The organism is Haloarcula sp. H-GB4 (genome assembly GCF_030848575.1).
Lineage (GTDB): Archaea > Halobacteriota > Halobacteria > Halobacteriales > Haloarculaceae > Haloarcula.
Map to the genome: position 1 here is coordinate 23,153 of NZ_JAVDDX010000003.1, position 23,284 is coordinate 46,436.

The 23,284-nt window shown below is 57.2% G+C and carries 26 protein-coding genes; 15 read left to right on the plus strand and 11 right to left on the minus strand.

All coding sequences use genetic code 11. The features are described 5' to 3' along the window. Positions 1-189 precede the first annotated feature (189 nt). Positions 190-888, plus strand: coding sequence for an SDR family NAD(P)-dependent oxidoreductase (locus RBH20_RS16325; protein WP_306711211.1), 699 nt, complete (start codon positions 190-192; stop codon positions 886-888). Between the two features lie 103 nt (positions 889-991). Here RBH20_RS16325 and RBH20_RS16330 read toward each other — a convergent pair whose 3' ends face one another. The 4 genes from RBH20_RS16330 to RBH20_RS16345 form a co-directional block, all read right to left on the minus strand. After that, positions 992-1,165 (minus strand): hypothetical protein, encoded by a 174-nt coding sequence (locus RBH20_RS16330; RefSeq protein ID WP_306710567.1) that lies wholly within the window; start codon positions 1,163-1,165, stop codon positions 992-994. A gap of 195 nt (positions 1,166-1,360) precedes the next feature. Next, entirely contained in the window at positions 1,361-2,569 is a 1,209-nt protein-coding gene (locus RBH20_RS16335) for a PQQ-dependent sugar dehydrogenase (RefSeq protein ID WP_306710569.1), read from the minus strand. A gap of 73 nt (positions 2,570-2,642) precedes the next feature. Next, positions 2,643-2,972: a hypothetical protein gene (locus RBH20_RS16340; protein WP_306710571.1), complete on the minus strand. Its 330-nt coding sequence runs from the start codon at positions 2,970-2,972 to the stop codon at positions 2,643-2,645. 29 nt (positions 2,973-3,001) lie between these two features. Beyond that, positions 3,002-3,193 (minus strand): hypothetical protein, encoded by a 192-nt coding sequence (locus RBH20_RS16345; RefSeq protein WP_306710573.1) that lies wholly within the window; start codon positions 3,191-3,193, stop codon positions 3,002-3,004. Positions 3,194-3,277: 84 nt separating this feature from the next. Here RBH20_RS16345 and RBH20_RS16350 point away from each other — a divergent pair, with 84 nt between their 5' ends. Beyond that, entirely contained in the window at positions 3,278-3,952 is a 675-nt protein-coding gene (locus tag RBH20_RS16350) for a ribonuclease HI family protein (protein ID WP_306710575.1), read from the plus strand. Positions 3,953-4,072: 120 nt separating this feature from the next. Further along, a complete protein-coding gene (locus RBH20_RS16355; RefSeq protein ID WP_306710577.1) occupies positions 4,073-5,146 on the plus strand; it encodes an NAD(P)/FAD-dependent oxidoreductase in 1,074 nt (357 codons plus the stop codon). A 142-nt stretch (positions 5,147-5,288) separates the two neighbouring features. On the opposite strand, the gene RBH20_RS16360 is transcribed toward RBH20_RS16355, so the two are convergent. Then, the gene (locus RBH20_RS16360) at positions 5,289-5,687 is read right to left on the minus strand and encodes a transcriptional regulator (protein WP_306710578.1); all 399 of its coding nucleotides are present in this window, start codon (positions 5,685-5,687) and stop codon (positions 5,289-5,291) included. Between the two features lie 1,014 nt (positions 5,688-6,701). On the opposite strand from RBH20_RS16360, the gene RBH20_RS16365 reads away from it, so the two are divergent. From RBH20_RS16365 to RBH20_RS16375, 3 genes are all read left to right on the plus strand, one after another. Next, the gene (locus RBH20_RS16365) at positions 6,702-8,057 is read left to right on the plus strand and encodes a sulfatase (RefSeq protein WP_306710580.1); all 1,356 of its coding nucleotides are present in this window, start codon (positions 6,702-6,704) and stop codon (positions 8,055-8,057) included. 119 nt (positions 8,058-8,176) lie between these two features. After that, on the plus strand, positions 8,177-8,611 hold the full coding sequence (locus tag RBH20_RS16370) for a universal stress protein (protein WP_306710582.1): 435 nt from the start codon (positions 8,177-8,179) through the stop codon (positions 8,609-8,611). 461 nt (positions 8,612-9,072) lie between these two features. Further along, the gene (locus RBH20_RS16375) at positions 9,073-9,270 is read left to right on the plus strand and encodes a heavy-metal-associated domain-containing protein (protein ID WP_306710584.1); all 198 of its coding nucleotides are present in this window, start codon (positions 9,073-9,075) and stop codon (positions 9,268-9,270) included. A 108-nt stretch (positions 9,271-9,378) separates the two neighbouring features. Here the strand turns inward: RBH20_RS16375 and RBH20_RS16380 are convergent, their stop codons facing one another. Both RBH20_RS16380 and RBH20_RS16385 read right to left on the minus strand, forming a co-directional pair. Then, positions 9,379-9,642, minus strand: coding sequence for an MTH865 family protein (locus RBH20_RS16380; RefSeq protein WP_306710587.1), 264 nt, complete (start codon positions 9,640-9,642; stop codon positions 9,379-9,381). 63 nt (positions 9,643-9,705) lie between these two features. Next, positions 9,706-9,918: a hypothetical protein gene (locus tag RBH20_RS16385; protein WP_306710588.1), complete on the minus strand. Its 213-nt coding sequence runs from the start codon at positions 9,916-9,918 to the stop codon at positions 9,706-9,708. A 228-nt stretch (positions 9,919-10,146) separates the two neighbouring features. Here RBH20_RS16385 and RBH20_RS16390 point away from each other — a divergent pair, with 228 nt between their 5' ends. Further along, a complete protein-coding gene (locus RBH20_RS16390) occupies positions 10,147-11,337 on the plus strand; it encodes a PQQ-binding-like beta-propeller repeat protein (RefSeq protein WP_306711214.1) in 1,191 nt (396 codons plus the stop codon). Positions 11,338-11,343: 6 nt separating this feature from the next. Then, the gene (locus tag RBH20_RS16395; protein WP_306710590.1) at positions 11,344-11,967 is read left to right on the plus strand and encodes a hypothetical protein; all 624 of its coding nucleotides are present in this window, start codon (positions 11,344-11,346) and stop codon (positions 11,965-11,967) included. A gap of 25 nt (positions 11,968-11,992) precedes the next feature. On the opposite strand, the gene RBH20_RS16400 is transcribed toward RBH20_RS16395, so the two are convergent. Next, on the minus strand, positions 11,993-13,291 hold the full coding sequence (locus RBH20_RS16400; protein ID WP_306710592.1) for a DUF6498-containing protein: 1,299 nt from the start codon (positions 13,289-13,291) through the stop codon (positions 11,993-11,995). Between the two features lie 208 nt (positions 13,292-13,499). Here RBH20_RS16400 and RBH20_RS16405 point away from each other — a divergent pair, with 208 nt between their 5' ends. Further along, positions 13,500-13,931 (plus strand): DCC1-like thiol-disulfide oxidoreductase family protein, encoded by a 432-nt coding sequence (locus tag RBH20_RS16405; RefSeq protein WP_306710594.1) that lies wholly within the window; start codon positions 13,500-13,502, stop codon positions 13,929-13,931. A 71-nt stretch (positions 13,932-14,002) separates the two neighbouring features. Here RBH20_RS16405 and RBH20_RS16410 read toward each other — a convergent pair whose 3' ends face one another. Then, complete coding sequence (locus RBH20_RS16410; RefSeq protein ID WP_306710596.1) at positions 14,003-14,227, minus strand: hypothetical protein; 225 nt, start codon at positions 14,225-14,227, stop codon at positions 14,003-14,005. Positions 14,228-14,412: 185 nt separating this feature from the next. Here RBH20_RS16410 and RBH20_RS16415 point away from each other — a divergent pair, with 185 nt between their 5' ends. Next, positions 14,413-14,865, plus strand: coding sequence for a pyridoxamine 5'-phosphate oxidase family protein (locus RBH20_RS16415; protein ID WP_306710599.1), 453 nt, complete (start codon positions 14,413-14,415; stop codon positions 14,863-14,865). A 107-nt stretch (positions 14,866-14,972) separates the two neighbouring features. On the opposite strand, the gene RBH20_RS16420 is transcribed toward RBH20_RS16415, so the two are convergent. Then, positions 14,973-17,126: a hypothetical protein gene (locus RBH20_RS16420; RefSeq protein ID WP_306710601.1), complete on the minus strand. Its 2,154-nt coding sequence runs from the start codon at positions 17,124-17,126 to the stop codon at positions 14,973-14,975. A gap of 118 nt (positions 17,127-17,244) precedes the next feature. On the opposite strand from RBH20_RS16420, the gene RBH20_RS16425 reads away from it, so the two are divergent. The 5 genes from RBH20_RS16425 to RBH20_RS16445 all read left to right on the plus strand — a co-directional run bounded on the left by RBH20_RS16425 (position 17,245) and on the right by RBH20_RS16445 (position 22,594). Next, a complete protein-coding gene (locus RBH20_RS16425; protein ID WP_058991837.1) occupies positions 17,245-17,622 on the plus strand; it encodes a response regulator transcription factor in 378 nt (125 codons plus the stop codon). A 15-nt stretch (positions 17,623-17,637) separates the two neighbouring features. Further along, positions 17,638-18,762: a HEAT repeat domain-containing protein gene (locus tag RBH20_RS16430; protein ID WP_306710605.1), complete on the plus strand. Its 1,125-nt coding sequence runs from the start codon at positions 17,638-17,640 to the stop codon at positions 18,760-18,762. A 3-nt stretch (positions 18,763-18,765) separates the two neighbouring features. Further along, on the plus strand, positions 18,766-20,202 hold the full coding sequence (locus tag RBH20_RS16435; RefSeq protein ID WP_306710607.1) for a glycosyltransferase family 2 protein: 1,437 nt from the start codon (positions 18,766-18,768) through the stop codon (positions 20,200-20,202). A gap of 23 nt (positions 20,203-20,225) precedes the next feature. Continuing rightward, positions 20,226-21,368 carry a GAF domain-containing sensor histidine kinase gene (locus RBH20_RS16440; protein ID WP_306710609.1) on the plus strand — a complete coding sequence of 381 codons (1,143 nt, stop codon included), beginning with the start codon at positions 20,226-20,228 and terminating at the stop codon, positions 21,366-21,368. 467 nt (positions 21,369-21,835) lie between these two features. After that, positions 21,836-22,594, plus strand: coding sequence for a creatininase family protein (locus tag RBH20_RS16445; protein ID WP_306710611.1), 759 nt, complete (start codon positions 21,836-21,838; stop codon positions 22,592-22,594). Positions 22,595-22,788: 194 nt separating this feature from the next. On the opposite strand, the gene RBH20_RS16450 is transcribed toward RBH20_RS16445, so the two are convergent. Beyond that, the gene (locus tag RBH20_RS16450; RefSeq protein ID WP_306710613.1) at positions 22,789-23,268 is read right to left on the minus strand and encodes a metal-dependent hydrolase; all 480 of its coding nucleotides are present in this window, start codon (positions 23,266-23,268) and stop codon (positions 22,789-22,791) included. Between the last annotated feature and the right edge of the window lie 16 nt (positions 23,269-23,284).

A 23,284-nucleotide genomic window follows, 5' to 3' on the forward strand; every position in this document is an offset into this window, starting at 1 on the left:
TCCGTTGGTGGAATGTACTTGGGGGGTGGTGTGTCGGCCGATGGACGCTGGCTCGGATGACGCGAAAAGGGGACACCGGACAGCAGCCGGTCATCAAGCGTTGCGAGTACCCGCGCATTTTTGCTTATCACAGCGCTATATCGAAAAGTGGTAGCAATTCAGCCGGAGCTGGACGGGCGTACTGCTCTTGTGACAGGGTCTGCGAAGCGTGTCGGCCGAGAGATGCTCCTCGAGTTGGCAGCTGCCGGTGCCGATGTCGCCGTACATTACCGGACGAGCGAAGAAGCGGCGGCGGAGACAGCAGCCGACGCACGGGCCCACGGTGTGGAGGCAACAACCGTACAGGGCGACGTAACGGAACCCGAAGCCGTTGATTCGCTGTTCTCGGACTGTGAATCGGAACTTGGCGATGTCGATATCTTGGTCAACGCAGTCGGTCCGCTCCCACAGGGGCGGTGGGACGAGTTGTCCCTCGACGAGTGGAAAACCGCTGTGGAAGGGTGTCTGTATTCGACGTACCTCTGCTCGCAGCGCGCGCTCCCGCCGATGCGGTCAGCCGGCTGGGGGCGGATTGTCAACTTCGGCGTGGCGGATGCGCGAGATGATAGAGCAGTCCCGATGAACTTCCCGTACTTCGCAGCGAAGAAGGCTGTCCTGCAGTTTACGCGAACCCTGGCGTATGATACGCAGGACGATGGGATTACGGTCAACACCGTGTCGCCCTTTGCGGTCGAAAACACTGTCGTGGACGTCTCAGAGTTCCCGCGTGGGCGGGCAGCCACATTCGAGGACGTTGCGGCACCGATTCTGTTTTTCTGTAGTGATGCGGCTGACTACATTTCCGGCCAGAATGTGGCCATCGACGGTGGTCGGCTACAGGAAGCGTGACCGGTCAGGAAGCGATCTATTCGCGCCCATGTGACATATATTTATTGTACATCTCTGTAGAAGCTTCGATCGCATCCTGAAAGCGGCGTCTATGTCTGAGATGTCAGACGCTATCAGCGGTCTCCGGTTCATCGCTGTTCTGCCGTGCAAGTACGATGCCGGCAATGAAGCACGCGGCCCCCAGTCCGTACAGGCCATAGCTCAGTGGTGCCGAAACGAGGAACCCTGCGACGATCAGTACTCCGAACGCAACGTGCAGAATCGCAGTCTGATTCACAGCCAGTTTAGCGGGTTCAGAAGCAAAAATGACGCGGTCCGAGGCTTGCTGTTCCGGGACGAATCGGTGCAAATCTGTGTGGGGCTATGCGACCGGAGCGCCACCTTGCCAGCGCTGACGCACTCCTCCAGCACCAATTCAGGCTCTGGGAACGGGTCGCCGGCCCTCCATGCCGTTGTCGACGAATTTCCCGCCTCAGGCGGGCCGGAGTCGGACAATCGGTGCATTCGGCGCGTCAACAACAGCAAGGATATGGCCGCTCCCGGATTCAATCACGACATCGCGGATTCGCCACCCTCGGTCGGCAAGGAGAGGCGTCGCCTCCTCAACCGTTCGCCCGTCGACGGTGAACCGGGCGAGGTACTGCGAGGCTAGCCCGCCGACGAGCAAATCACCGGTCCACTCGGAAAAGGCATCGCCGGTGTAGAAAGTCGCGCCGCTGGGCGGGAACCCTCCCGAACCACACTCCCACGAATACACCGGTGCAATGACATCGTCACGCTCCGCGTGGCTGACGCCGATCGGGTCGCCGCTGCCGTAGGTACAGCCCTCGTCGGCGACCGGCCAGCCGTAGTTCGCGCCCCGTTCGACGATGTTGATTTCGTCGCCGTCCTGTTCACCGAACTCAGCCTGCCAGATTGCACCGGTGTCGGGGTGGACGGTCATTCCCTGTGCGTTGCGGTGGCCGTAGCTGAATATCGACGCGACCGCGTTCGGGTCGTCAGTGAACGGGTTCGAATCGGGAATCCCGCCTGAGGGCGTCAATCGAAGTGTGGTCCCGAGTTCGTTCGTCCGGTCCTGTGCGACGTGGTCGGGCCCGAAGTCCTTGAACTGCCTGTCGCCCACAGTCATGTACACCAGTCCGTCAGGGCCGAACACGACGCGGGACCCGAAATGGCCGTCGGAGTCGACAAACGGCTCGGCGACGTGTAGTTGTTCAAACGTTTCGAACTTCGCGTCAGCCACGTTCAGGCGACCACGGCCCAGATGTGTGGCCGACTCACCGCTGTCGTTAGCCTTCGAATATGTCAGATACACCCACGCCGGGTCCGGAAAATCGGGATGGAGCGCCGCATCGAGCATCCCGCCCTGTCCGCTCGCGTACACCGACGGTGCATTACTGATCGGTGTGACTGTGCCGTCGGCTGGATCAACCAGCACCACGCGGCCGACGCGCTCTGTGACCAGCAATTGCGAGTCATCAGACAGCGGCGTGATGCTCCACGGCGATTCGAGCCCGTCGGCGACGGTCTCGACAGTCACAGCCGTCGCTGCATCGTCGGTCTGTCCGGAATCCGTCACTGTATCGCCGCCCCCTTGCTGGTCGTCACTGGGAGCACTACAGCCAGTCAGTGCCCCCGCAACCGTGAGCCCGCTCGCAGCGAGGAAGGTCCGTCTGTCCATCGTGGCCACGGCTACGGCCTCAGTACTGTTAACTGCGGTCCCAACTGCGGACAGTCCATTGAATTCATGCGCTCTACGACCTGGCGTGTTTGACGGCATCCTCAGCGGTGTCGCCGACGTACTCGTAGAACTGTCCGCGCAAGCTGTCGCTGTGCTGTGACATCTGTGTAATGACTGCAACATGGTCGCTTTCGACGGCGAAGACGATGTCAAGCTGTAGTCCGTAAAACTCACCGCGCAGTGTGAATTCGTTGTCCGGGTACAGGTCGTCGTGATTCGGTGACGCGCGTCGGCACACGTAGCCGGTGTGTTCCCGCAGCACGGTTTTGAGTTGCTCTGGCGTGAGATATCGGTCAGCTTTCTCTGCAGCGGTGTGGCTTACTTCGATCCGATCGACGTTCATCAGATATCTATCCGGTAGGCAGCGACGGCTTATTTGGACTCCCATCCGTAGCTTCCAGTCGTTGGAGCAAACAACGCGGCAACCGCTGGAGAGCTGTACGGTATCGGCTGGTCAAGCGTTCCACGCCACCGAAGCGAATTGTTGTTCAGTTCGACAACCGCGGACCGTCCTTCCGCAAGCATTCGGTCGGCGATATCGATAGCCTGTGTGAGCTCCGTCACCGAGAGATGTCCGTACGCCGGCCGCCCGTCCTTGGGCCTGTTGCGGCGAAGTGTCTTTTACCCGCCCGCAGTTACATATCATAGATGGACCGTCAGGATCAGCCGGCAGGTGACAGAGAGCGTCTGCCAGCCGAGACGCTCTCGCCGCTGGCGACGCGGGTCGATGAGCTGCTTGCGCTGTATCGATATGAACTCACCCCCGCTATCGATGCGATTAATGCGGCCGTTGCTGGCTACGGTGGCCTGTTCGACCCGGAGACCACGGCTGATGAAATACGGACCGCAATCGAGGAAGTCCTCGAATCCAGCCCGCCACCGAGACAGCAGGCTGCGGCTGCTGTCGCCGCGTCACAGGTCGTCCTCTATGTGGACGGCAGCGCGCACAGTAACGGACCGGCTGGAGCCGGTGCTGTGATTCAGGCCGACGGGACACCGATTGCCCGGCTCGGACGGCCAGTCGGCTCCCGGACGAACAACAATGTCGCCGAATACGCTGCCCTCCACCTTGGACTACAGGCGCTAGCGGCACGATGTGACCCGGAATCAGTTGAGATACGCATCGATTCAATGACTGTCATCAACCACATCTGGGGCGACAGCGAGAGCACTGTGAAGGCGACTCCGTACAGCACCGCAATCACTGACCATCTGTCGGCACTGACGGCTCATGAGTGGACGCATCTGGCCGACAGTGATCCGAATCCGGCTGATGCACAGGCGACGGTCGGGGCTGATATCGCAGCCCTCGGTCCTGGGTGAGACAGAGGGCCAGCGAGCCTGTCGTTCCCGTCGCTCAAGAAGTCAGTCACCAGTGACACATTACTGTGTCGATGGCCGCTGTTCTGCTGTTTTTATTCCTTGAGCACGTGTTTTATGATAATGTATACCGATGGGCAGTTCGACTATGATGTGGCCGTGGTCGGCGGTGGGCCGGCCGGACTGACGAGCGCACTGTACACCTCCCGACTGGGGATGGACACGGTTGTTATCAACCGCGGTGGGGGCCGCGCTGCGATGATGACCGACACTCACAACGTCATCGGCGTCACCGAGGACGTTTCGGGGAACGAATTTCTAGAGACGGCACGCGAACAGGTGCAGGACTACGGCGGAACCTATGAGCGGGGCTTCGTTGAGTCAGTGGACCCACTTGCCGACGAGGATGAGGATGGCTTCACCGTGACGACGAGCGACGGCGAGCTGGCAGTTAAGCGAGTTGTGCTGGCGACCGGGTTCGCCGACGAGCGTCCGGACCCGCCGCTGCCACGGACCGGCAAGGGGCTGCACTGGTGTCTCCACTGTGACGCGTTCATGTTTGTCGGCGAACCGGTCTTCGTCATGGGGACCGGCGAAGCCGCGGCCCACGTCGCGATGATTATGCTAAACTACACCGACGACGTTGACATCCTGACTCGCGGCGAAACGCCGGAGTGGAGCGACGAGACGCAGACGATGCTTGACAATCACCCGGTCGAGATCGTCGAGACGGAGCTCTCCGGGAAGCAGACTGACGACGACGGCTGGCTATCCGCCTACGAATTCGAGGACGGAAGCGTTCGGGAGTACAAGGGTGGCTTCCCGATGCTGGGGTCGGACTACCACGCGGAACTGGCCGATGAACTGGGGCTCAATAGAAACGACGACGGGACAGTGGCTGTCGACGACCACGGCGAGACCAGTGTCTCCGGCGTCTACGCCGTCGGCGACCTGACGCCGGGCCACAACCAGATCCCGATCGCCATGGGCGAAGGTGCAGACGCGGGTATTGCGATCCACAAAGACCTCAGGAAGTACCCGCGTTCAGTCGACGACATCGAGTCCGAGGGAGCGGTCGAAGATGCGGAGGTGCCCGCTGTCTCCGAAGAACTGTTCGCCACGGCGCTGGCGCATGAGGGACACGCTGCTGGGCCACGCTCGGAAGAAGCGCCAGAGGCCCGCGCTGACGACGACTGACGCTCCGGAGAACAGACGCTCGCTGATGAGCGGTGTAAAGATACGGAGAACTGGTCACCGTTTTACCGAGGCGAGGACACAGCCACAGAGATTTCCAACGATGGACGCCGCGAGGCGACAAGTACCAGTTCCGAGAAGAAGCTTACTCGTCGTCGGTTTCGCGCTGTCGATAGGGTTCAAGCAAGTCATCGAGGAGCAAACAGCGAGGGTCAGTAACGGGGTACGCGGTGTCGATGTACTCCTCTGCCGTCTCGATGTCACCGCGAATAGCGAACTGTCGGACGCGCGCGGCGTTCTCGTAGAAGTTCTCGTTGATCTCTGGTGACATTTCGCCCCGGCTGGAAACCGGCTGGTGTTGAAAGACTTCTTTCTGTAGTTCGTCGAAATCAACCATCTCGGGTTCGTAGTCCTCGATTTCCGAAAGGACGTACTCAACGGCGAACCGCTGAAACTCGGACTTGTTCGAGAAGACACCCTCTTCTACCATCTCCTCAACGCAGTCCATCACCGCTTCAGGGAACCGAACCGTTGACTTGACCACGTATTACTCATCAGACTGTCGACCCATATAAAATATACTCCCGCGGGTTTGGCACACTGTGTCTTGGCTCTGCTAAAGTCCTATTTTCAGATAGAAAACAGGCAAAAACAGTCGGTCGCAGAAAGGTGCGTATGTGCAGTTCAGGAACTGGTCGTGGGGTCCACTGTTCCGGGGGCAGTCTCGCAACGTTCCCAGAACGTGTAGTCACCCCACACTTCGGCATCGGTGGTTGGATCACGAATGGCGAAACTGAGTTCTACACATCCCACGAGATGTTCGGACGACTCTCTCTGATAGGCAGATTTGAGGCTTTTAGCGATGATTTTTGCTCGCTGGGACCCGGAGACTGTGAGGTAATAATCGTACTGGAGCGGCTCCATAATTTCACTCGGCTGGAGGACAACTTCACCATCCCCTGCAGTCGGCCCTTGAGTCCCAATCTGTCCGGTATATAGCCCAACAGCCGTTCTTGTGTCATCCACCGCAGTCAGTTCAACCGGTAACTCCGTCTCGGAGAGATTGATGATCCGTACCATCCGAAGAATAACCGAAGGCGACTCATTTTGCTGGCTACATCCCGAGACAACCGGAAGCGTCAACATTGGAAGGAATTGGAGGTACTTTCTTCGACGAAGGACCATGGGCGACTCTTCTAGGTGTCAGACAATCCAATTAAAAGACTTGTTGATAGAATTGTCCTCTGTACTGGACGGCCGGGGTACAAAACTAACACTTGCCGCTGATTGCAACAGAGCCTGTGTCTTGACTTTCTGGCATAGTCCAAGAAGTGACGGGTTGTATCAAAATGGTTGGAGGTTTGTAACGGCAACAAGCGGTGAATCTGGCGCTTACTGATAGAAGAGTTCTCCGCCGGCAACCGCTGAATAACCGACTGGCTCTGTTCCGAGTGGTCGATGTGATTCCCAGACGGGTCGAGATGGACCACCGGTGCTGTCGTGAAAGAGAACGGTTACAGAACATACTTTTGCCGTGAAGACCTCCTAAAGCCTGACAATGGGTCGGCCAAACGTGTTACTCGTCGTTCTTGACTGCGTACGCGCGGCGAACACCTCGCTGTTAGGTCATCGGCGCAAGACCACACCCTTCCTCGAAGAATTCGGTCGTGAGGCGACGGTGTACACGCAGGCACGGACGACCGCGAGCTGGTCGCTGCCGGCCCATACGAGTCTGTTCACCGGTGTTCCCTCAGAGGGCCATAAACTCCAGATAACTGAACGGCTGCAACCCGGCCAGACCATCTTTGATTTCCTCGATGGGGAGGGCTACGAGACCGGCGTGTTCACCGAGAACCCGTATCTCACGGTTCACCCGTCCGGACTCAGTGACAGCTTCGAGACCGTCGTTACGGAACGGCCCGATTCGACAGACGTTGACGACCCGTCCGAGACCCGCAACGGTGTCGACGGCTTCTGGTACGCTGATAGGCTGACTGAGTGGATCGACGAACAAGTGGAGTCCTGGGCTGCGTGCCTGAATCTGATGGACGCGCATATGCCGTACGTGACGCGGGACGCCTACGATGAGTGGGGGGCAGACTTTTACTGGGCCATGCACGACGAACTCCCGATCAAGTGGGAGTGGAGCGTCTATGGGGAGCAACTCCCGGCGGGCGTCGGACAACTGCTCGAACCGCTGTACGACGGAGCGATTCGACAGACTGACGCCATTCTAGAGCAGGTCGTCGGTGCTCTGGAGGCACGCGGTGTGTTAGACGACACGCTCGTGGTCATCACGTCGGACCACGGTGATGGGTTCGGAGAGCCGCCACAGGCCGCCACAGAGCCACCGGCCGTCATGCACGGGATGGGCACACAGGAGGAACTGTTTCACGTCCCACTGGTCGTCCACGGACCGGGGCAGACCGAGGGACAGCGAATCGAGTCCCTGGCGACGTTAGCACAGTTTCCCGACGCTGTGCTGGCTGCCTTCGACGGCGAAGCAGACGATTCCGGGTGGTTCGCCGCACCCGATGGACAAACGACTGCATACCAAGCACCACCGACCGGCCAGACGGCGGAGTACGCCGAGCAGTACACTGACGAACCCGACCGGTTCCGGCAGTCTGCGTCACTCGTCTATCGTGATGGGCCCGGCGACACCGTATACAAGCGCGCAGCGTGGGGGGATGATGAGTACGAAGCGGTCGTGCGGGGCCGGCGGTCTGAGTCCATCGACGGCACACCTATCGACCGCCCACCGTCCGACGTTGTCGCTGACTCCGCAGAGCGGAGTGAGACACTCGACATCACCGAACTCGCTACCGGAGAAGATGAAATGGCAGAGTACGACATCGATGGCTTTGACGACATAGATCTCCAGTCGCGGCTGGAGCGGCTCGGTTATCTTTGAAACGGTGTCATCAGGCCGAAACCGAGCATCGTTCGCCACACTCGCGGTACAGCTACTGTATTTACAATGCCTGAACAGAATCGAAAGGGATGTTTGTCACAACTTGATTTGTACGAACGATGTATAGCGATATTCTCGTTCCAACGGATGGGAGTGCGTCAATGGAGCAGGTACTGGAACACACAATCGATATTGCCGACGGGCGGGATGTTACCGTCCACGCGCTGTATGTCATCGACGACCGGGCGTTCCTGTCGATGGATGACGAGATGCAGGACGAAGTGCTTGAGAACCTGCGAGCAGAGGGCGAAGAAGCCACGTCGGCAGTCCGGGACACACTGGAACAGGAAGGAATCGAAGTCTCGACAGCGACCCAGCGGGGCAAGCCGGCAGACAACATTGTGTCGTACGTTGAAGACGCCGATATTGATCTGATTACGATGGGAACGCAGGCAGACAAATATGAGCAGAATATGCTCGGGAGCACGGCACAGAAGGTCGTCACGAAGTCGTCCGTTCCGGTCCTCACCGTTGACGTTTCCGAGATAGAGTAAGAGGCTGTGTAGTCACACACTGGTCGCAGGTATTTCACCGTCGGTAGCGGTTGCTATGGGCTCAACGAACCGGCGTTGACGTGACCGACAGGGCTACAATCCCTGTAACTGCTGCTCAAAAGTTCTAACCGCTGTAATTGCTCTTAGACCAGACCCGCTTCTCATCTGTGGTGGGAGCTACGAGTACGCCTCGGTGGGACTCATCGTAGCTTGATCAGAACGGTGTTCTGAGGATCGTTCCGCTTTTGGCGAAGTTGGTCGAGAACTGCTTGGAGTGTTCCCGAGGCGGTGCAATCCTTCTTTACTGAGCGCCGAAAACTATATCGATAATATTCTGGTATACGTATGTCTATCTACTGAGTTGATATCTCAAATAACCGTATTCTAATAGGACCATATACTACTTTCCTGATAGTTAAGTCGTAACCGAAAAGGTCCGTGCTTTCTTCGTCAAAACTGCTATGTCTACGACGTTGACCGTCGAAGGGATGAGTTGCGGCCACTGTGAGCAGACCGTCGAAGAGGCCATCGAAGCGCTCACCGGAGTGCAAGGCGCTGAGGCCGACAAAGACGCCGAGCAGGTGTCTGTCGACGGCAATGTGAGCACAGAACAGCTCATCGCCGCTGTGGAGGATGCGGGGTATGACGCGGAGGCCTGAGACAGCCTCGTCGCGAACGCTGTTATAGTTGCTGTCGATACAGCTTCGTTCCTACTGCTGAGTAGCGAATATCCATCACGCAGTCAAGCGGTGTGAGGAACGTCCCGCTCAGTCAAACAGTCCTTCTTCCCGAAACCCAGTCATCAGGTCGTCAATGAGGGCCTCCGCCGTCTCGTACGGGTACTCTTGATAGTCGGCGTATTCTGCACCGAAATCCATCACCCCGACGCGTATATCACCCGCCTCGAATGTCGTACCTGGACCGTCCGGCAGGGCTGGCACCAGTTCCATCGGTTCTTCGACGGGGTAATCCGCGTTCGTGAACACCGACTCTAACTCCGCCCTGAGTTGCTCAGCAGTATCTGTTGCCATGTCGGAGAGTTAGGTGAGAAGGACAAAAGACTTGTTCTGAGTCAACAGACAGCTAGTGTCGTATCACTCAGTATAGCCAAGGTCGCGGAGGTTTTCTAGAACCGCTTCATCTTCAATGGCAGTATCGATGGCTTCATCCATGATATCCTGCCGCTGTTGAACGACTTGGAGAAGTTGTCGCGCACTTCTGAGTTTGTATCGGACTTCAGGGTCGTCCACGTCATCTAAAGCGCCTTCCAATAGTTCGTCCATCGTCGCAAGTGTCGTTTCGGCCATGGAAACGCTATTGCGAACGGTTCACTAAGCTTTGCTGGATTTATCGCAGGCTGAGCCGCCAATCGATAATAGAGCGGGCTTCACCCGACAATTGACTTGAAGATGGATGGACGACCTGGATCAACAGAAGAGAATTTTCGCCTCACCAGGATATCGTATTAACATTTTTTATGCAGGTATCGGAACGAACAGTCGATGCCCTCCACATCGCGGCGGACATTCCTCGGAATGGTCGCCACCGGAACAGTCGCCAGCGTCGCTGGCTGTTCGTCGACGTGTCCCGACGACGGCGCACCAGACCCATCTCATACAGTCGAACCGGGTTTCGACAACCCCGGCTTCAAAACGGTACCCGACGGCTCGTGGCCCTCGCCGCGGTTCGACGCAGCAAACACGAGCTATGCGCCAGTGCAGATGAAGACGACGACACCATCGGTCAGATGGCACGCAGATATTTCAACAACGTCTGGTGACAGTGAAATCACCGGTGCAAGCGCGGTGGTCGTCGCCGACGGAACTGTCGTGCTAACGACGGCGACCGGTGTCGTCGCCCTATCGCTCCGTGACGGCACAGAACAATGGCGGCGTGATCTCACACCGGTGGCAGTCCCGTCAGTGGTCGACATCGTAGACGAACCAGCGCCACCGGTGATAGCTAACAGTCGCGTCTTCCTCGCGACGGCAGACGGTATCGCTGCATTCGAGGTTGCGGACGGAACAGTTGCGTGGCGAAACACCGACACGGCCGGGGCAGGCGTTCCAGCGGTGACTGACGACGCCCTGTTCGTCCCCACGACTGACGGGGTAGCGAGATTTGCGACCGACGACGGACGCCGGCAGTGGACGGCGACCGCCAACGGGACGAGGCTGGCCATGGTGGACGACACCGTCGTTGTCGCCGGTGAGGAGATAGTGGCGGTAGACGCCGCAACCGGGGCGGTCCAGTGGAGACGCTCGGACCGGCCCGGTGGATATCCTGTCCTGTCCGATGGGACGGTCTATGTGAGCAACACGTACGGCGATCTGCTCGGCCGGTCACTCACAGACGGGACCGAGCAGTGGCGTCTCGACAACAGGCGGTCGCTTGAGTTCCCGGTCGTGACGCCCGAGAGTGTGTATGCAATCGAGCGGCCCGGTGAGGCCGCCAGTGCGACGTTCGCCTTCGACCGCGTCGATAACGGTCCACCGGAGCCACGGTGGTGTTCGGAAATCAATCTCGGTGGCGCCGTGACTGCCGCGGCTGATGACGCTGTGTTTACCTTCCAGCCTGATGATGGCCTCACCGCGTTCACAACGCGTTTTGGCGAGGCAGTATGGCAGTATCCAGCCGAGTATCAGGCTGTCTCACTGGCAGTACTCGATGGCGGAATCGTGGGTGTCTCTCCAGATGGAACTGTTGTGGCTCTTGGAGGTGAGTGACCTGCTATGCGTCACTCATCTCGGGTCGCCGCTTCGCTCCTCGGTCTGAGTGCAGTCTGTCTGCTCATCACCGCAGTGCCGCTTGAACTCTGGCCGACACCGCGGCCGGGAGATTCGTATGTATTCAACCCACCGCTGCTTAGTGCAATTTGGGTGCAACAGACACTCAGGCCCGGACTCATCATAGGCGCGAATGCGCTACTGGTGGTCGGTCTCGGTGCCGTCCTCAGGCGTGACAGCGCGTCGATGTCACGCTTGCAGCGCGGGTTCGCATTCGGCGCTCTCTGTGGGACTGGGGCCTGTTTGCTTGGAACACTGTTGTTCACCACAGCCGGCACAGACGATATCGGGAGAGAACTCACCGCCTTCCTCATCTGGGCTCTTGCGATCCCGCTCATACTCCTGGGACTCGTCGGCTGGGGCGCTGGCTACCTCCGGGCGGACAGTACTCAACTCGGTGCCGCACTCACTGTCCCACCAGTACTCGCTGTCGCATACATCGGTCTCTCGATGGCAGGCATTGACTTCTCACCCGTTGGCAGGCTGCTGTTGATTATCCCAACGAGTGGCATGGCGCTTGTCGTCGGTTATGACCTGTGGACCGACAACATCGGCTCCGAGGATAGATAACGACCCCCGCACGGGCTCAAACGACTCAGCCGAGTAGACCAGCCCGACCGGGGAATATCTGTTCTGAACGCTCAGGTTGTCGGTCAAACACCGCCACGACTGCGGTGGTCTCAGGCAGATGTGGCAGTATATACTCGCCGTCAGCGTGTTCGATAGTAACCGTCTCTGTTCCCAGCAGCGAATCAAGAGGCGTCTTCTCAACGCGGAGGCTGCTTTCCTCCCACGACTCGATCCGCCAGAGTGCCGTGCCAAACAGACGGTCATATGCGACGAGCGCACCAGCGTCAGAGTCAATTCGGTATTCGACCGTCCCGTATCGCAATAGCTGATCGAGACACAGCAGGAGAACCGGGATGCTAACGCTTGCGACAACAATGACGGCAACGATGTCCCACGCACCCCCAATTGCAAACAGGGCCGCAACGAGCAGCCCCAAGCCGCCGATAAGTGCACTTCCCGGGTGATATGGGAGTCGGAGGAGGCCGCCGATGACCCGTCCCCAGCGAACCGGGCAAACGCGCTCCGGTGCATCAGCGAGCATCCCGTCGATAGATCGTGCCTTCGGCGGGGCCGTTTGCCAGCCGTATTCCTGATCGTATGACTTGAAATAGACAGCAAGACGGTCGCTATAGACGCCCAGGAGATCAGAGGTGAATTTGAGGCAGACGACCATGAGTAACAGTGGGAGTCCGACGACAGTCGGATCAAGACTGCCGAGTTCCGCTTCAGGCCCTTCCGTAGCTGCTGTTAGCAGTGTCAGAGTGAGTATGCCGCCGAAAAAGACAGTACATATCCGAGGTAACAGTCCGCGAAACGCCGTCGTCGAGTTATGTTTCCGATATTCTCCGTTGTAGAAGTAATTGCGTACCGTTGTGACGCCCGTCAGAACGAAGATCCCAACAGTTGCAAGCAGCACGCCAGTTACCGTTTCTGTAGTGGGTTCCGGCAGTGGCCCGACGAGTAGGGCTCCAGTAAACAACCAGACGACCGCCAGGATGAGAATGGTAATTGGGAGCACGAGCAGCGTCGTGAGATAGACTCGCAGACCGGTTCTCGGGACGGAGAGGGAGCACTGTCGTGTCGCCAGTGACCCGATAAGTAAGGTGCCAGTCTCAATCTCCGGTGGGCGACCGGCAAACACTGCTCGGACAAGTGCCCAGACCGAGTCGACACCGAGCTCAAACCAGTAGAGAAACAGCAGTGCGGCCGCATTCCAGTCGAGAAACGCAACACCAACAATCGGGAGCGAATTCGAGGCAATAGTACCAAGTAGTTCTGTCCGACGGCTATCCTCTGTACAGAGAACCCGTCTGGTGAAGGGCATTACTCCGTGGTGATAGCTAATGACGTATGAACGAACTGATTACACAGCAACTGTGCCAAACAACAGGCAAGAGTCGGCACACAACTTCGGCTCAGGCGAGGGTAGTTCAGGGAAATAAAGGCAGATAAGTCGCGGTCCGAACTGGCCACTGACACTACCTACGGCCCCCAATCCAACGATATATGCATCGAGAACCCCTAGTAGATACATGGCCCGTTTTAGCTCGGTTCTCATCTACGACGGCGAATGCCCGTACTGCTCGGTGGCTGCGAAAGCTCTGGAGCAGGTCGACGATATCGGCGCGATCTCGTGGTATGATGAGTCAGCTCAGTCGTTTCTGACGGCCCAGTTCGACGAGCCACCGTTTGCGATGGTGCTGGTCGATCGGCCGGCAAAGCAGGTGTACGCGGGGCGGGCAGCCGCCGAAGAACTCGCCGGCCGCGCCGGCCTCCCTGATCTCGTCGGTTCGCTCGTCAGAGAGAACTACGAGAAGATCGCGCATGTCGTTGGTCTGGCGAGTGGGCGCGGCAGAGAACCGGATGATGTCCACGAGCGCTACGTACTAGCAGACGACGCGAAAGACCGCTTCGGTACGCTTGCGAGGAACGCTGTTGATCGGGATATTCGCGCCGACGCATAGCCGTGTGCTCACAGCCCAGCGTTCTGTGAAGGAGTTGTGCCCAGACGACAGCAGGAAGGGGCACCTGTCTCTTACTCACGTGCTTCTCTCGCGGCGGTTGTGAGCCGCCAGCGGCGAACGCCTCTGTGTGTGTTGAACCCGACTAATCCCTTCAACGCGAGTTGTTGGAGGTGTGTCGTGACATACGGTTTTGGGGCCGCAAGCCGTGCAGAGATGTGTGCTGTCGGGACCGCCGTCGCCTCACAGTCTTCAAGGACCGCCAGAACTTCGTCGTTAGTCAGTGGGTCGATCGCCATACCACCTGTTCGGACTGACAGGTAACAAAGTCTTGTACTCAGGTAGCAAGTGACAGGGAGTAGTGTTGGTCGTTATCTGTTATAGTGGTGGCCTGCGCTCCCCCGGGTCGTTAATCAAGACTCGAATTCCGAGGTTCTGGGAATCCTATCACAGTTTAATCCATTATCAAGAACATATCTTAGCTATGAGTTCAGATTACCAACCCTTGTTGGGTGCGGAATTGGAAGAATCGGTCATTGATGAGGTGCTAACTGAGAGAGGTGTTGGTGTGCTGTCGATGGCCGCTGAGGGAGTGCCATACGGCGTGCCGCTATCTTTCGGGTACGACGGAGAGGACACCCTATATTTCGTGTTTTTGGGCGCAACCACCGAACTCCGGAAAGAAAGTTACGCGGAACAGACGGATGTCGCGAGTTTTACCACCTTCGATATTGGTCAAGATGGTGCATGGCGGAGTGTGATTGTCTCCGGACCGCTCAACCGCATCGAAATCGACGAATGGGACAGCGCACGTGAGTCACTCGCTGATAACGCGTACCAGTCAAACCTTCTCTCTGAGTACGAACTGCAGGAGAATCCTAACGTGTGGGCACTGAAAGCGCAGGAACGGTCAGGCCGCGCTGTCGGACAGCAGTGATTGTGTGTCTTTTTTAGCCCTGTGCTGACGGGCCATGCTGTAGTTAACGCTGCCATGGAGATGAACGAGTCGCCATGTGGGCACGAGCGCGGGGGTTTCACAGCAAGCTAACTCCACAGGTTCTGCAAAACGTCATATGATTGTTTTAATCGCTCGGTATATGATGGCTGGTTCCACTGTTCCCAGCTGTACGTGGCTGTGTCCACTGTCGTACCGTTGCGTCCGGGGAGAGCGTCTATGAGATTTGTTGTGCCATCGAGAGTCTGCGCCTGACGTCCATCTGTGGTCGGACGATACGTTGCAGCGCCAACTGTTACTGTCTCGAAAGACGTTGTTTCAAGACCGTCGGACCAGTCTGATGCGATTCGCTGTTTGGTTGACGGATCAGCAACGTTGAGTAGAACCCAGGGCAGTCGCATCTCGACTGTTCGGTCTGCCGGACTGACGTGGACATCGGTGAGGGAACTGTAATCTGGCGATGACGGGTCCCCGTTCGCGTAGGTGAGCTGTCCCGTTTCGACGGCCTCAAACGGAACCACATCGCCGGTCGCTGGGACAGTGTATCCACGATTGATAGGCTCGCGTACCGGAACGAATCCCGCCGTTCCGTCGCGATATTCCTGCACTGGTAAGCCCGCCTGAGAACCGGATTCGCGGGCGAACGCGTCGAACGACGACTGGACCAGCAGACGGGATGTCGCTGGTCCACGCAGGTGAACGACAAAGTCAGCAGCGGCTGTCGCACCCGTATTGAGTGGGAGAGGCGTCTCTTGCCCACGTAGTCCAACTGTCAGGATGATGTTCACCTGACTCCAGTCCATCGGGTCGGCTACGTCACCGAGCGTTACTCGCATCTCTAATCCTTCTAGACTGTGTGAGATGCGAAGCTCCTCGAGTTGTTGATCGGCTGGAACATTGGCTGCTGTTTGTGGCTTGATGACAGTGGCGTCGTTCCAGTCTGAGCTGTTGCCGGACAGGGAAACAGAATTCTCCGGCTCAAACGCCAACAATCCGAATCGCTGTTCGGGAGTCTCAATGTTTGACCAGTACGGACGACGGCCGGGGACCGAGCGGGCATCAAGATTCCACGTCCGCTTGAACCACTCGTCTTGCCATGCGAATGCAACGCCGCCTGCGGTGCCTGCTTTGACGATGTCCTCGTACATCGCCGCGACGATCTCGCCCTGGGACTGCTCAGTATGTTGGCCCTGATGACGCCCATGTACGTCACGGTGCGCGATACCCCGTGAACTTGGCACTCCGAACTCAGCAATGAGGAGTGGATGGGTTGTCACACTGACCAGGTCATTGAGGTAGCCGGCGTAGCTATTGGGCTCACCACGGTGGTCAATAAAGTCGACGTAGTCCGGTGTTTCATTGAGCAGGTCGGGATAGTACGGGTAGACGTGGTAGGCCGCAAACGTGCCCGGATCGAACGCATCAGTTGTGGTAACAGTATCCGGGTCAATCGTGACTGAATCTTCGTCGACAAATGGCTCATACGGATGCTCCAGCGGATCAGTCGTCACCCAGTTGACGAACCCGACAGGGGCTTGCCAGTCATGGTTGGTTGTTTCGTGAGCGACAGTACCGTCTAACCGCTCCGCAAGCCACCGCTCGAAGGCACTCCCATCACTTTGTACGTACGACCCGCTGTACGTCCCAGCGTCGTTGGCTTGGTTCGTTGCCTCGACCACGGATGGTGGCCACTCGATACCGAATAAATACCCCAGAAGCCACTCGTGAACATCAGCATCGTAGATACCACCAGCATGCCCGGGTCGGTCCGGAAGAGTCGTGTCACCGTGGACAACGTCCACGGTACGCTGTAGCTCCTGATCGACTGTGTCTGCGATGCTGGTTGCATCGCCTGCGGTGACTAGTGGCTCGTGTGGTACCCACGTTCCCTGCAAGAGGTACAACGGATCGGTTGCATCCGCGTTGTACGCTACAAGGGCGTGATAGAACTCGGGAGGATGAATCGTATAGGTTCGTATCACATTGGCGATAGCGCCGATATCCGCTATCCAGCGGTCGTATTCGTCCCGTGTAATGGCTGCCGACCCTGGGAAATAGCCGGGCTTTGCCATACCAATGTTCAGGCCACGAACGGTCAGCGGTTCATACCCGTCGTCAGTGAGTCGCTCAAACCCTTTCCGACGGACCTGAAACATCGGTTGATTACCGTTCTCGCTTAAACACCCCGCAACACCAGCAGCCCCAGTCACACCGACAGACGCGAGAAAGCGGCGACGTTCCATAGATAGCATATGGTTCTGTATCTGATTACTCTATTGCTCTCTAATGGATAGTAATTACTAGCCACTGATATATTATTAGACGGACTTTTGACCCTGCATATATTAGCGACGACAACAAATGGGTGATGAAATACTCGTAGTTGATGACGATGAAACACTTCGGCAGTTGCTCACCCACCGATTGGAGAGTGCGGGATACGCTGTCCGCGTCTGTGAGGACGGACAGGCCGCGGCCGATCTGCTTGATACGGGGTATGAACCAGCACTGGTTATTTGTGATGTGATGATGCCGCGTCTCGACGGGACCCGACTACTACGGATGATCCGGGGCGGTGAGTTGGCAGTGCGTTCGGACTTACCCATTGTCATGCTCACATCTCGTGGACAGGAAGAGCACGTACTAGAGGGGTTTGACTCCGGCGCGGATGATTATGTCACCAAGCCGTTTCGTGCACAAGAGCTACTAGCTCGGGTTCGAAGATATGCGACGGCGTGAACAGGAGTGCCGGTGATGCAGGGTGCTGTGGCGGTAGGTGAGTATTCCGTACCCATCAGTGTCATCCTCGCTGTTATAGGACTCCTCGTTGGAATCGGACTCATAGTCTCGCTTGCACTCACAATGGGGCTGTCGAGCTACCGGTATCTCAAGGCCACACAGCGGAGTCGTGTGCGCTCGGACGTACAAGACGAGCTACTCAGCAGAGCCTTTGCACCAGAATCAAAGTGGGACGAATGGGTCCCTACTCTTTCGAAGACAGAACGGAGCGTCGCGATGGAACTTCTAGCAGAGTATCTTCGTGAGCTTGACGGGAGCGAAGCCGACTCGCTCAAGCAGCTCGGTGCCGCGTTGGGCATCCCAGATGACGCCCGGTCTGATTTAGAACGTGGTCATACGTTCGTTCGATTACAGGCATTAACGTGGCTCATCAGACTAGATGATCCAGATCCGTATCATGCGGCATCTTACGAGCCAACGACACAGGCCGAGCGAGCGGCCGTAGCGCGTCTGCTCTTTCAGACCGGACAGTTGGATTCCCCCGCAGAGGGCGTCGAGTTACTGCTAGATGGGGCGACAACGGAGTTCAGTGTCTTTGGTCAAGATACGCTGTATCGGCTTGCACGGGAGGCCCCCGATACGATGTTTGCACTTGCAGCAAACCGGTACGAGGCGTGGTCAGATGCACTGTTGGCGCAAGTGTTACTCGTTCACGGACAACTCGGAACCGGCATTCGCACAGCAGATATATCTTGGTTGACATCCAATTTGGAGGCTGATGACGAGGGTGTACGAGCGGCCGCAGCAAGTGCGCTTGGCAGTTTCGGCTGGCGACCGGAGCTTCGAGATTCACGGTTTCTGGCCCGGGCCACGGCTGATTCCTCGCCGCGTGTTCGGGGTGCTGTCTACGAGATGCTGGGTTCATGGGGCGATCAAGAGGCAGTGACAATCCTTCTCTATGCGCTTGTTTCCGAAGAGGATCCACGGGCGTTAGTCCGTGGAACGAACGCACTGGTGCGACGACAGGATCAGATCGGTCGTAGTGGACCAGCTATTCTCGGCGCTGCCTGGGAATGGAGCAGTGAACACGTATCATACGATAGTGTCGCCCGGGGCCACACCCGGGCCACCCAGGGATAACTAATGCATTCAACGACTCATCTGGCCGTCACAGTGTTTGGCGCAATTGGGCTGTTCATTCTTGCCTACTATCTCGTAGTAAACGGCTATTATCTCTGTCTCCATATTCTGGCTCTGTTCGAGTTGCGCGACGACGTGCGTGAAGCAAACTGGGATGAGCCGTTCAGGCGGTTTGCCAGCCCGTTTTATCCAGGGATTGCGCTTGTCGTTCCAGCCTACAACGAGGCAGCGACGATTGAAGAGAGTGTCCAGTCGATGCTGTCGCTGAACTACCCAGAACTCGAGGTTGTCGTCGTCAACGATGGGTCAACTGATGAGACGCTTGAGAGATTGATCGAACGGTTTGAACTCGAGGAAATCGAGGCAGCCGTGCCATTCGAAGTGCCTAGCGAAGAGATACACGGGACATACCGGTCAACCCGATACGAGGAGCTGTTGGTTGTTGACAAGGCAAACGGGGGCAAGAGTGACGCACTCAATGCCGGTATCTGGCTGACAGAGATGGCGCTGTTCTGTGCGGTCGATTCGGATACGATTATCGACAGAGATGCATTATTGCAGATCGTCAAACCGTTTCTCAAGCGGCCGGGGACGACAGTGGCGACAGGCGGCGTCATCAGAGTAGCAAACGAATGTATTGTCAAGGATGGCCTCGTCAAAGAGGTGAAGCTTCCGAAGACTGGGCTCCCAGGACTACAGGTAATGGAGTATCTCCGTGCGTTCTACTCCGGTCGACTCGGACTCAATCGGCTCAAAGGATTAATTCTCATCTCGGGTGCGTTCGGTCTCTTTCGAACCGACGTTGTCCGCGAGATTGGTGGCTATCGCCATGACACGATTACAGAAGACTTCGACATCATCGTTCGCCTCCACCGGTATCTGACCGACGAAGGACGGGAATACACTGTCGATTTTGTGCCCGAGCCAGTCGCCTGGACGGAAGTTCCAAGCAATAGACGCATGCTCGGCCGCCAGCGCCGTCGCTGGTTCCGTGGAATGGTTGAGACGGTTGTCACGAATCGAGGAATGCTATTCAACCCATCGTACGGCCGCGTCGGAACAGTCATTCTTCCGTTCTTTGTCGCAGCGGAGGTGTTTGGTCCACTTATCGAGGGGCTAGGCTACATTATTCTCCCGCTTGCGTGGTACTTTGGGGTGTTGAGCATCGAATTTGTCATTGTTTTCTTTTTGCTTACGACTGGGTTTGGTATCTTCCTGTCATGGTTCGGCGTGTTCAGCGAAGTCTGGAGTTTCAACCGATATGAAGACCCACGGCAGATAGGACGATTACTGTGGTACGGCGTGCTGGAGAACTTCGGTTACCGACAGTGGAAGACTATCGTGGCCTGGCAGGGCCTCATTGAGTATTTCCGCGGAGTAGATAGCTGGGGCGTCATGGAACGGGGCGGGTTCAGCGTTGAAAACCGTGAAGATAGCTGAGAACTGAATGTAACCAAATGGCTATGGCAGCCGATGCTGACGATTACTTTCGAGACCTGTATGAACTCGGCGCAGATCGCTCATTGGCATTAGATGAAAAAATCGAGCAGGCGATAACAATCGGACGTGATCGACTGGGGCTGGCCTACGGAGTGCTCTCATACACAGCTGAAGGCGAGTATAATGTCGTTGGGTCAACTGTTGAGACGGGCGACTACGCAGTCGGGACAGTCCACAATCTTGACGAAACGTGGTGTCGGCACGTTGTCAAGGACCACGAAATGCTCATTGTATCTGATGCGGACGCCTCGGAATATGCTGATGACATCGCCGCAGAGGCTACCGGGTTGCAGTGTTATATCGGTGCACCAATACTGGTCGACGGTGAAACATATGGAACGCTTTGTTACTCTGACGACAGCCCTCGAAAGGGCGAGTTTGAAGACCAGGAACAACAGTTCGTCGAGCTATTAACGCAGTGGATTAGCTACGAAATAGAGCGGCACAAACACTACCAGACCGTCGAAGCGCAAAATGAGCGACTCAACGAGTTCGCTGGGGTGCTTGCACACGATATTCGGAACCCACTGACGGCTGCAATCGGATACACAGAATATGCCTTGGAATCCGCGCCGGACGCAGTTGCGACGCACTTACAGACAGTGCTTGACTCCCTAGACCGGATTGAGACACTCATCACAAATACACTCTCGCTGGCCCGCAACGGCGCGGATGTTGGAGAGCGAGAACCGGTCGATATCGCAACGATTGCACGTGACGCATGGGATATCGTTTCGCCGCCGAGCGCCACATTGACCATCTCTGATAGTCGCACGATTATGGCTGACAGGTCGCGTCTCCAGCAATTATTCGAGAACCTGTTCCGTAATGTCAAAGAGCACTGTGGCGAGGATGTGACAGTCACGGTCCGGGGCACAGAGACCGGATTTGAAGTCAGTAATGACGGGCCTGAACTACCGGAGCCGATAGCAAAGTCGGTGTTTGGTGGCTCGTTCGGCCAAAATCGAGTCGGCCTCGGCCTCCTAATCGTAGAGCGAGTCGTTTCTGGGCATGGCTGGGAGGGCGACGTAGAAACGAGACCTGAAGAAACCAAATTCATATTCTCGGACATTGGGACGGCCACGAAAGCTGGCAAGACAGTCTGAGCCCACATGATTCGTCCATCGGCACGGGTACAAAATGTAGCGTCGCCAGACTAGACATATTTTGGTTAATTTCTCATATACAAGACGGTATTGCGGCACATTCATCCAATACTGTGGCTATTTTTCCCACTTAAGTACACCATCAATCGGATGTTCTCCCCAAATATTAAAATACTTGACTACAATACTACGCTACATGAAAAAGCGGTTGCGAAAAGCACTGGATACAATACCTGTCCCACGGGAGAAGCCCAGCGCAGGCCTTGACGCGTGCACAGAATGTGGCGGGCCCTCGCTACCCGGCGCTGGCCGCTGCACTGACTGTGTAGAAAGCTAACATCGGGTTACTGGCCCGACAGGACGAAAATCAGTACAAAGGGCAATCTAACGGTGGACCCGTACCCGCTAATGGGTAATCGTATGCAGGGTTCGGCAGGTATTTGGGTCAAGACAGATAACTGACAGCAATGTCTTCTCGCAGGTCAGTGTGTCTTGAGGAACTGGCATGGCCAGAAATTGAGTCTGCACTCGAAAACGGAACACGGACAGTGATCGTAGCTGTCGGTTCGATCGAACAACACGGCCCACACCTGCCGCTGAATATGGATACGCTAGATGGGGATGAACTCTCGCGCCGAATGGCGGTCGAGATGGGCGATGCTCTTGCCGCTCCCACAATCCGCCCCGGATGCTCGGGACATCACATGGAGTTCCCTGGAACAATAACCGTTCCACCCGAGACATTGATGGATGTCATCCGATCGTACTGCAGGTCACTCGATACCCACGGCTTCGAACACATCGTGCTTGTCCCGACCCACGGTGGGAACTTCGGGCCGGTCAAAACCGTGGCACCAGACATCGCACGTGACCTCGAAGCCGCAGTAATTCCGCTCGCTGACCTCGATGACCACATGCAGTTGCTGAATGAGGGACTCAGCAAGGCCGGTATCGAGTACGAGCAGGATGTTATTCACGCCGGGGCCGCCGAAACAGCGATTGTACTAGCTATCGATGAGGGACTCATCAGGACGGAGGCTATCGAACCCGGGCCCGAAGGTGATATTTCGCCGGCACGGTTGCTAAGCGAAGGGTTCAAATCAATCACAGAAAACGGTGTCCTCGGTGACCCGACAGCGGCAACCACCGAGGCCGGGAAAGTGATCATTCAAAACGTCGTCGAAGCGTACGTCGAGCAGGTCAAGGCCGAACGTAGTGCGACCTAACCGAATGCGTAGGCGTGCGGTCAGCCGTGTTGGACGGTAACTGCGGTGAGACGGGATGCCGACGGCACAGCAACTCTCAGTTGCTTTGTTGTGTTGGCAGATGCTGACCCAGTCCGATAGTGTCGACCCTATCAGTGCAGCAGCGTTTCAGGGGCTGTAACTCCGTGTTGTAGTTACCAAAGCAACAGGGGCGTTCAATCGACCAAGTCCCACAAGCTAACACGGCCTCCTCGTGTAACGTGTCTGACGGCTAGGCCCGCGGTAGTGAACCAGAGCGCGACTTCGAGGAAGAACGACGGACTCCAGAGGTAGTACACGAAGAACGGCCTTGGTGAGAGCGACAGTGGGTCCGCCGGAATGACAACAGGCCAAAACAGAAAGACTGCGTCGCCGGCGCGGCCGTTGAGAACGACGTGGACAGTGTCGAGGAGGAGATGTAATACCCAGCCAGCTGCCACCGACAAGCCGGTCCGGCCTGAGAGAGCCAGCGGGAGCACCACGATGACGAGTAGCGCAGAGTGACCGATTGAATGATAGAGAGAGGTGACACCGACCGTTGCTAGCGGCTTGTCCACTACGTCCGGCACTGCGGTCCCGACCACAAGCCACAGCGGCGACAACCGCGACACCCGTCCCAGAAGCGCGGCCACGAGCAAGTGTGTTGGGAAGAGCATACAGAAGGGTAGGGAC

Excerpts from the sequence above, each read along its gene's own strand:
- RBH20_RS16335 (WP_306710569.1), bottom strand. The coding sequence starts at position 2,569 with ATGGACAGACGGACCTTCCTCGCTGCGAGCGGGCTCACGGTTGCGGGG.
- RBH20_RS16340 (WP_306710571.1), bottom strand. The coding sequence starts at position 2,972 with ATGAACGTCGATCGGATCGAAGTAAGCCACACCGCTGCAGAGAAAGCT.
- RBH20_RS16350 (WP_306710575.1), top strand. The coding sequence starts at position 3,278 with ATGGACCGTCAGGATCAGCCGGCAGGTGACAGAGAGCGTCTGCCAGCC.
- RBH20_RS16355 (WP_306710577.1), top strand. The coding sequence starts at position 4,073 with ATGTATACCGATGGGCAGTTCGACTATGATGTGGCCGTGGTCGGCGGT.
- RBH20_RS16365 (WP_306710580.1), top strand. The coding sequence starts at position 6,702 with ATGGGTCGGCCAAACGTGTTACTCGTCGTTCTTGACTGCGTACGCGCG.
- RBH20_RS16370 (WP_306710582.1), top strand. The coding sequence starts at position 8,177 with ATGTATAGCGATATTCTCGTTCCAACGGATGGGAGTGCGTCAATGGAG.
- RBH20_RS16375 (WP_306710584.1), top strand. The coding sequence starts at position 9,073 with ATGTCTACGACGTTGACCGTCGAAGGGATGAGTTGCGGCCACTGTGAG.
- RBH20_RS16380 (WP_306710587.1), bottom strand. The coding sequence starts at position 9,642 with ATGGCAACAGATACTGCTGAGCAACTCAGGGCGGAGTTAGAGTCGGTG.
- RBH20_RS16385 (WP_306710588.1), bottom strand. The coding sequence starts at position 9,918 with ATGGCCGAAACGACACTTGCGACGATGGACGAACTATTGGAAGGCGCT.
- RBH20_RS16390 (WP_306711214.1), top strand. The coding sequence starts at position 10,147 with ATGGTCGCCACCGGAACAGTCGCCAGCGTCGCTGGCTGTTCGTCGACG.
- RBH20_RS16395 (WP_306710590.1), top strand. The coding sequence starts at position 11,344 with ATGCGTCACTCATCTCGGGTCGCCGCTTCGCTCCTCGGTCTGAGTGCA.
- RBH20_RS16400 (WP_306710592.1), bottom strand. The coding sequence starts at position 13,291 with ATGCCCTTCACCAGACGGGTTCTCTGTACAGAGGATAGCCGTCGGACA.
- RBH20_RS16405 (WP_306710594.1), top strand. The coding sequence starts at position 13,500 with ATGGCCCGTTTTAGCTCGGTTCTCATCTACGACGGCGAATGCCCGTAC.
- RBH20_RS16410 (WP_306710596.1), bottom strand. The coding sequence starts at position 14,227 with ATGGCGATCGACCCACTGACTAACGACGAAGTTCTGGCGGTCCTTGAA.
- RBH20_RS16415 (WP_306710599.1), top strand. The coding sequence starts at position 14,413 with ATGAGTTCAGATTACCAACCCTTGTTGGGTGCGGAATTGGAAGAATCG.
- RBH20_RS16420 (WP_306710601.1), bottom strand. The coding sequence starts at position 17,126 with ATGGAACGTCGCCGCTTTCTCGCGTCTGTCGGTGTGACTGGGGCTGCT.
- RBH20_RS16425 (WP_058991837.1), top strand. The coding sequence starts at position 17,245 with ATGGGTGATGAAATACTCGTAGTTGATGACGATGAAACACTTCGGCAG.
- RBH20_RS16430 (WP_306710605.1), top strand. The coding sequence starts at position 17,638 with ATGCAGGGTGCTGTGGCGGTAGGTGAGTATTCCGTACCCATCAGTGTC.
- RBH20_RS16435 (WP_306710607.1), top strand. The coding sequence starts at position 18,766 with ATGCATTCAACGACTCATCTGGCCGTCACAGTGTTTGGCGCAATTGGG.
- RBH20_RS16440 (WP_306710609.1), top strand. The coding sequence starts at position 20,226 with ATGGCAGCCGATGCTGACGATTACTTTCGAGACCTGTATGAACTCGGC.
- RBH20_RS16445 (WP_306710611.1), top strand. The coding sequence starts at position 21,836 with ATGTCTTCTCGCAGGTCAGTGTGTCTTGAGGAACTGGCATGGCCAGAA.
- RBH20_RS16450 (WP_306710613.1), bottom strand. The coding sequence starts at position 23,268 with ATGCTCTTCCCAACACACTTGCTCGTGGCCGCGCTTCTGGGACGGGTG.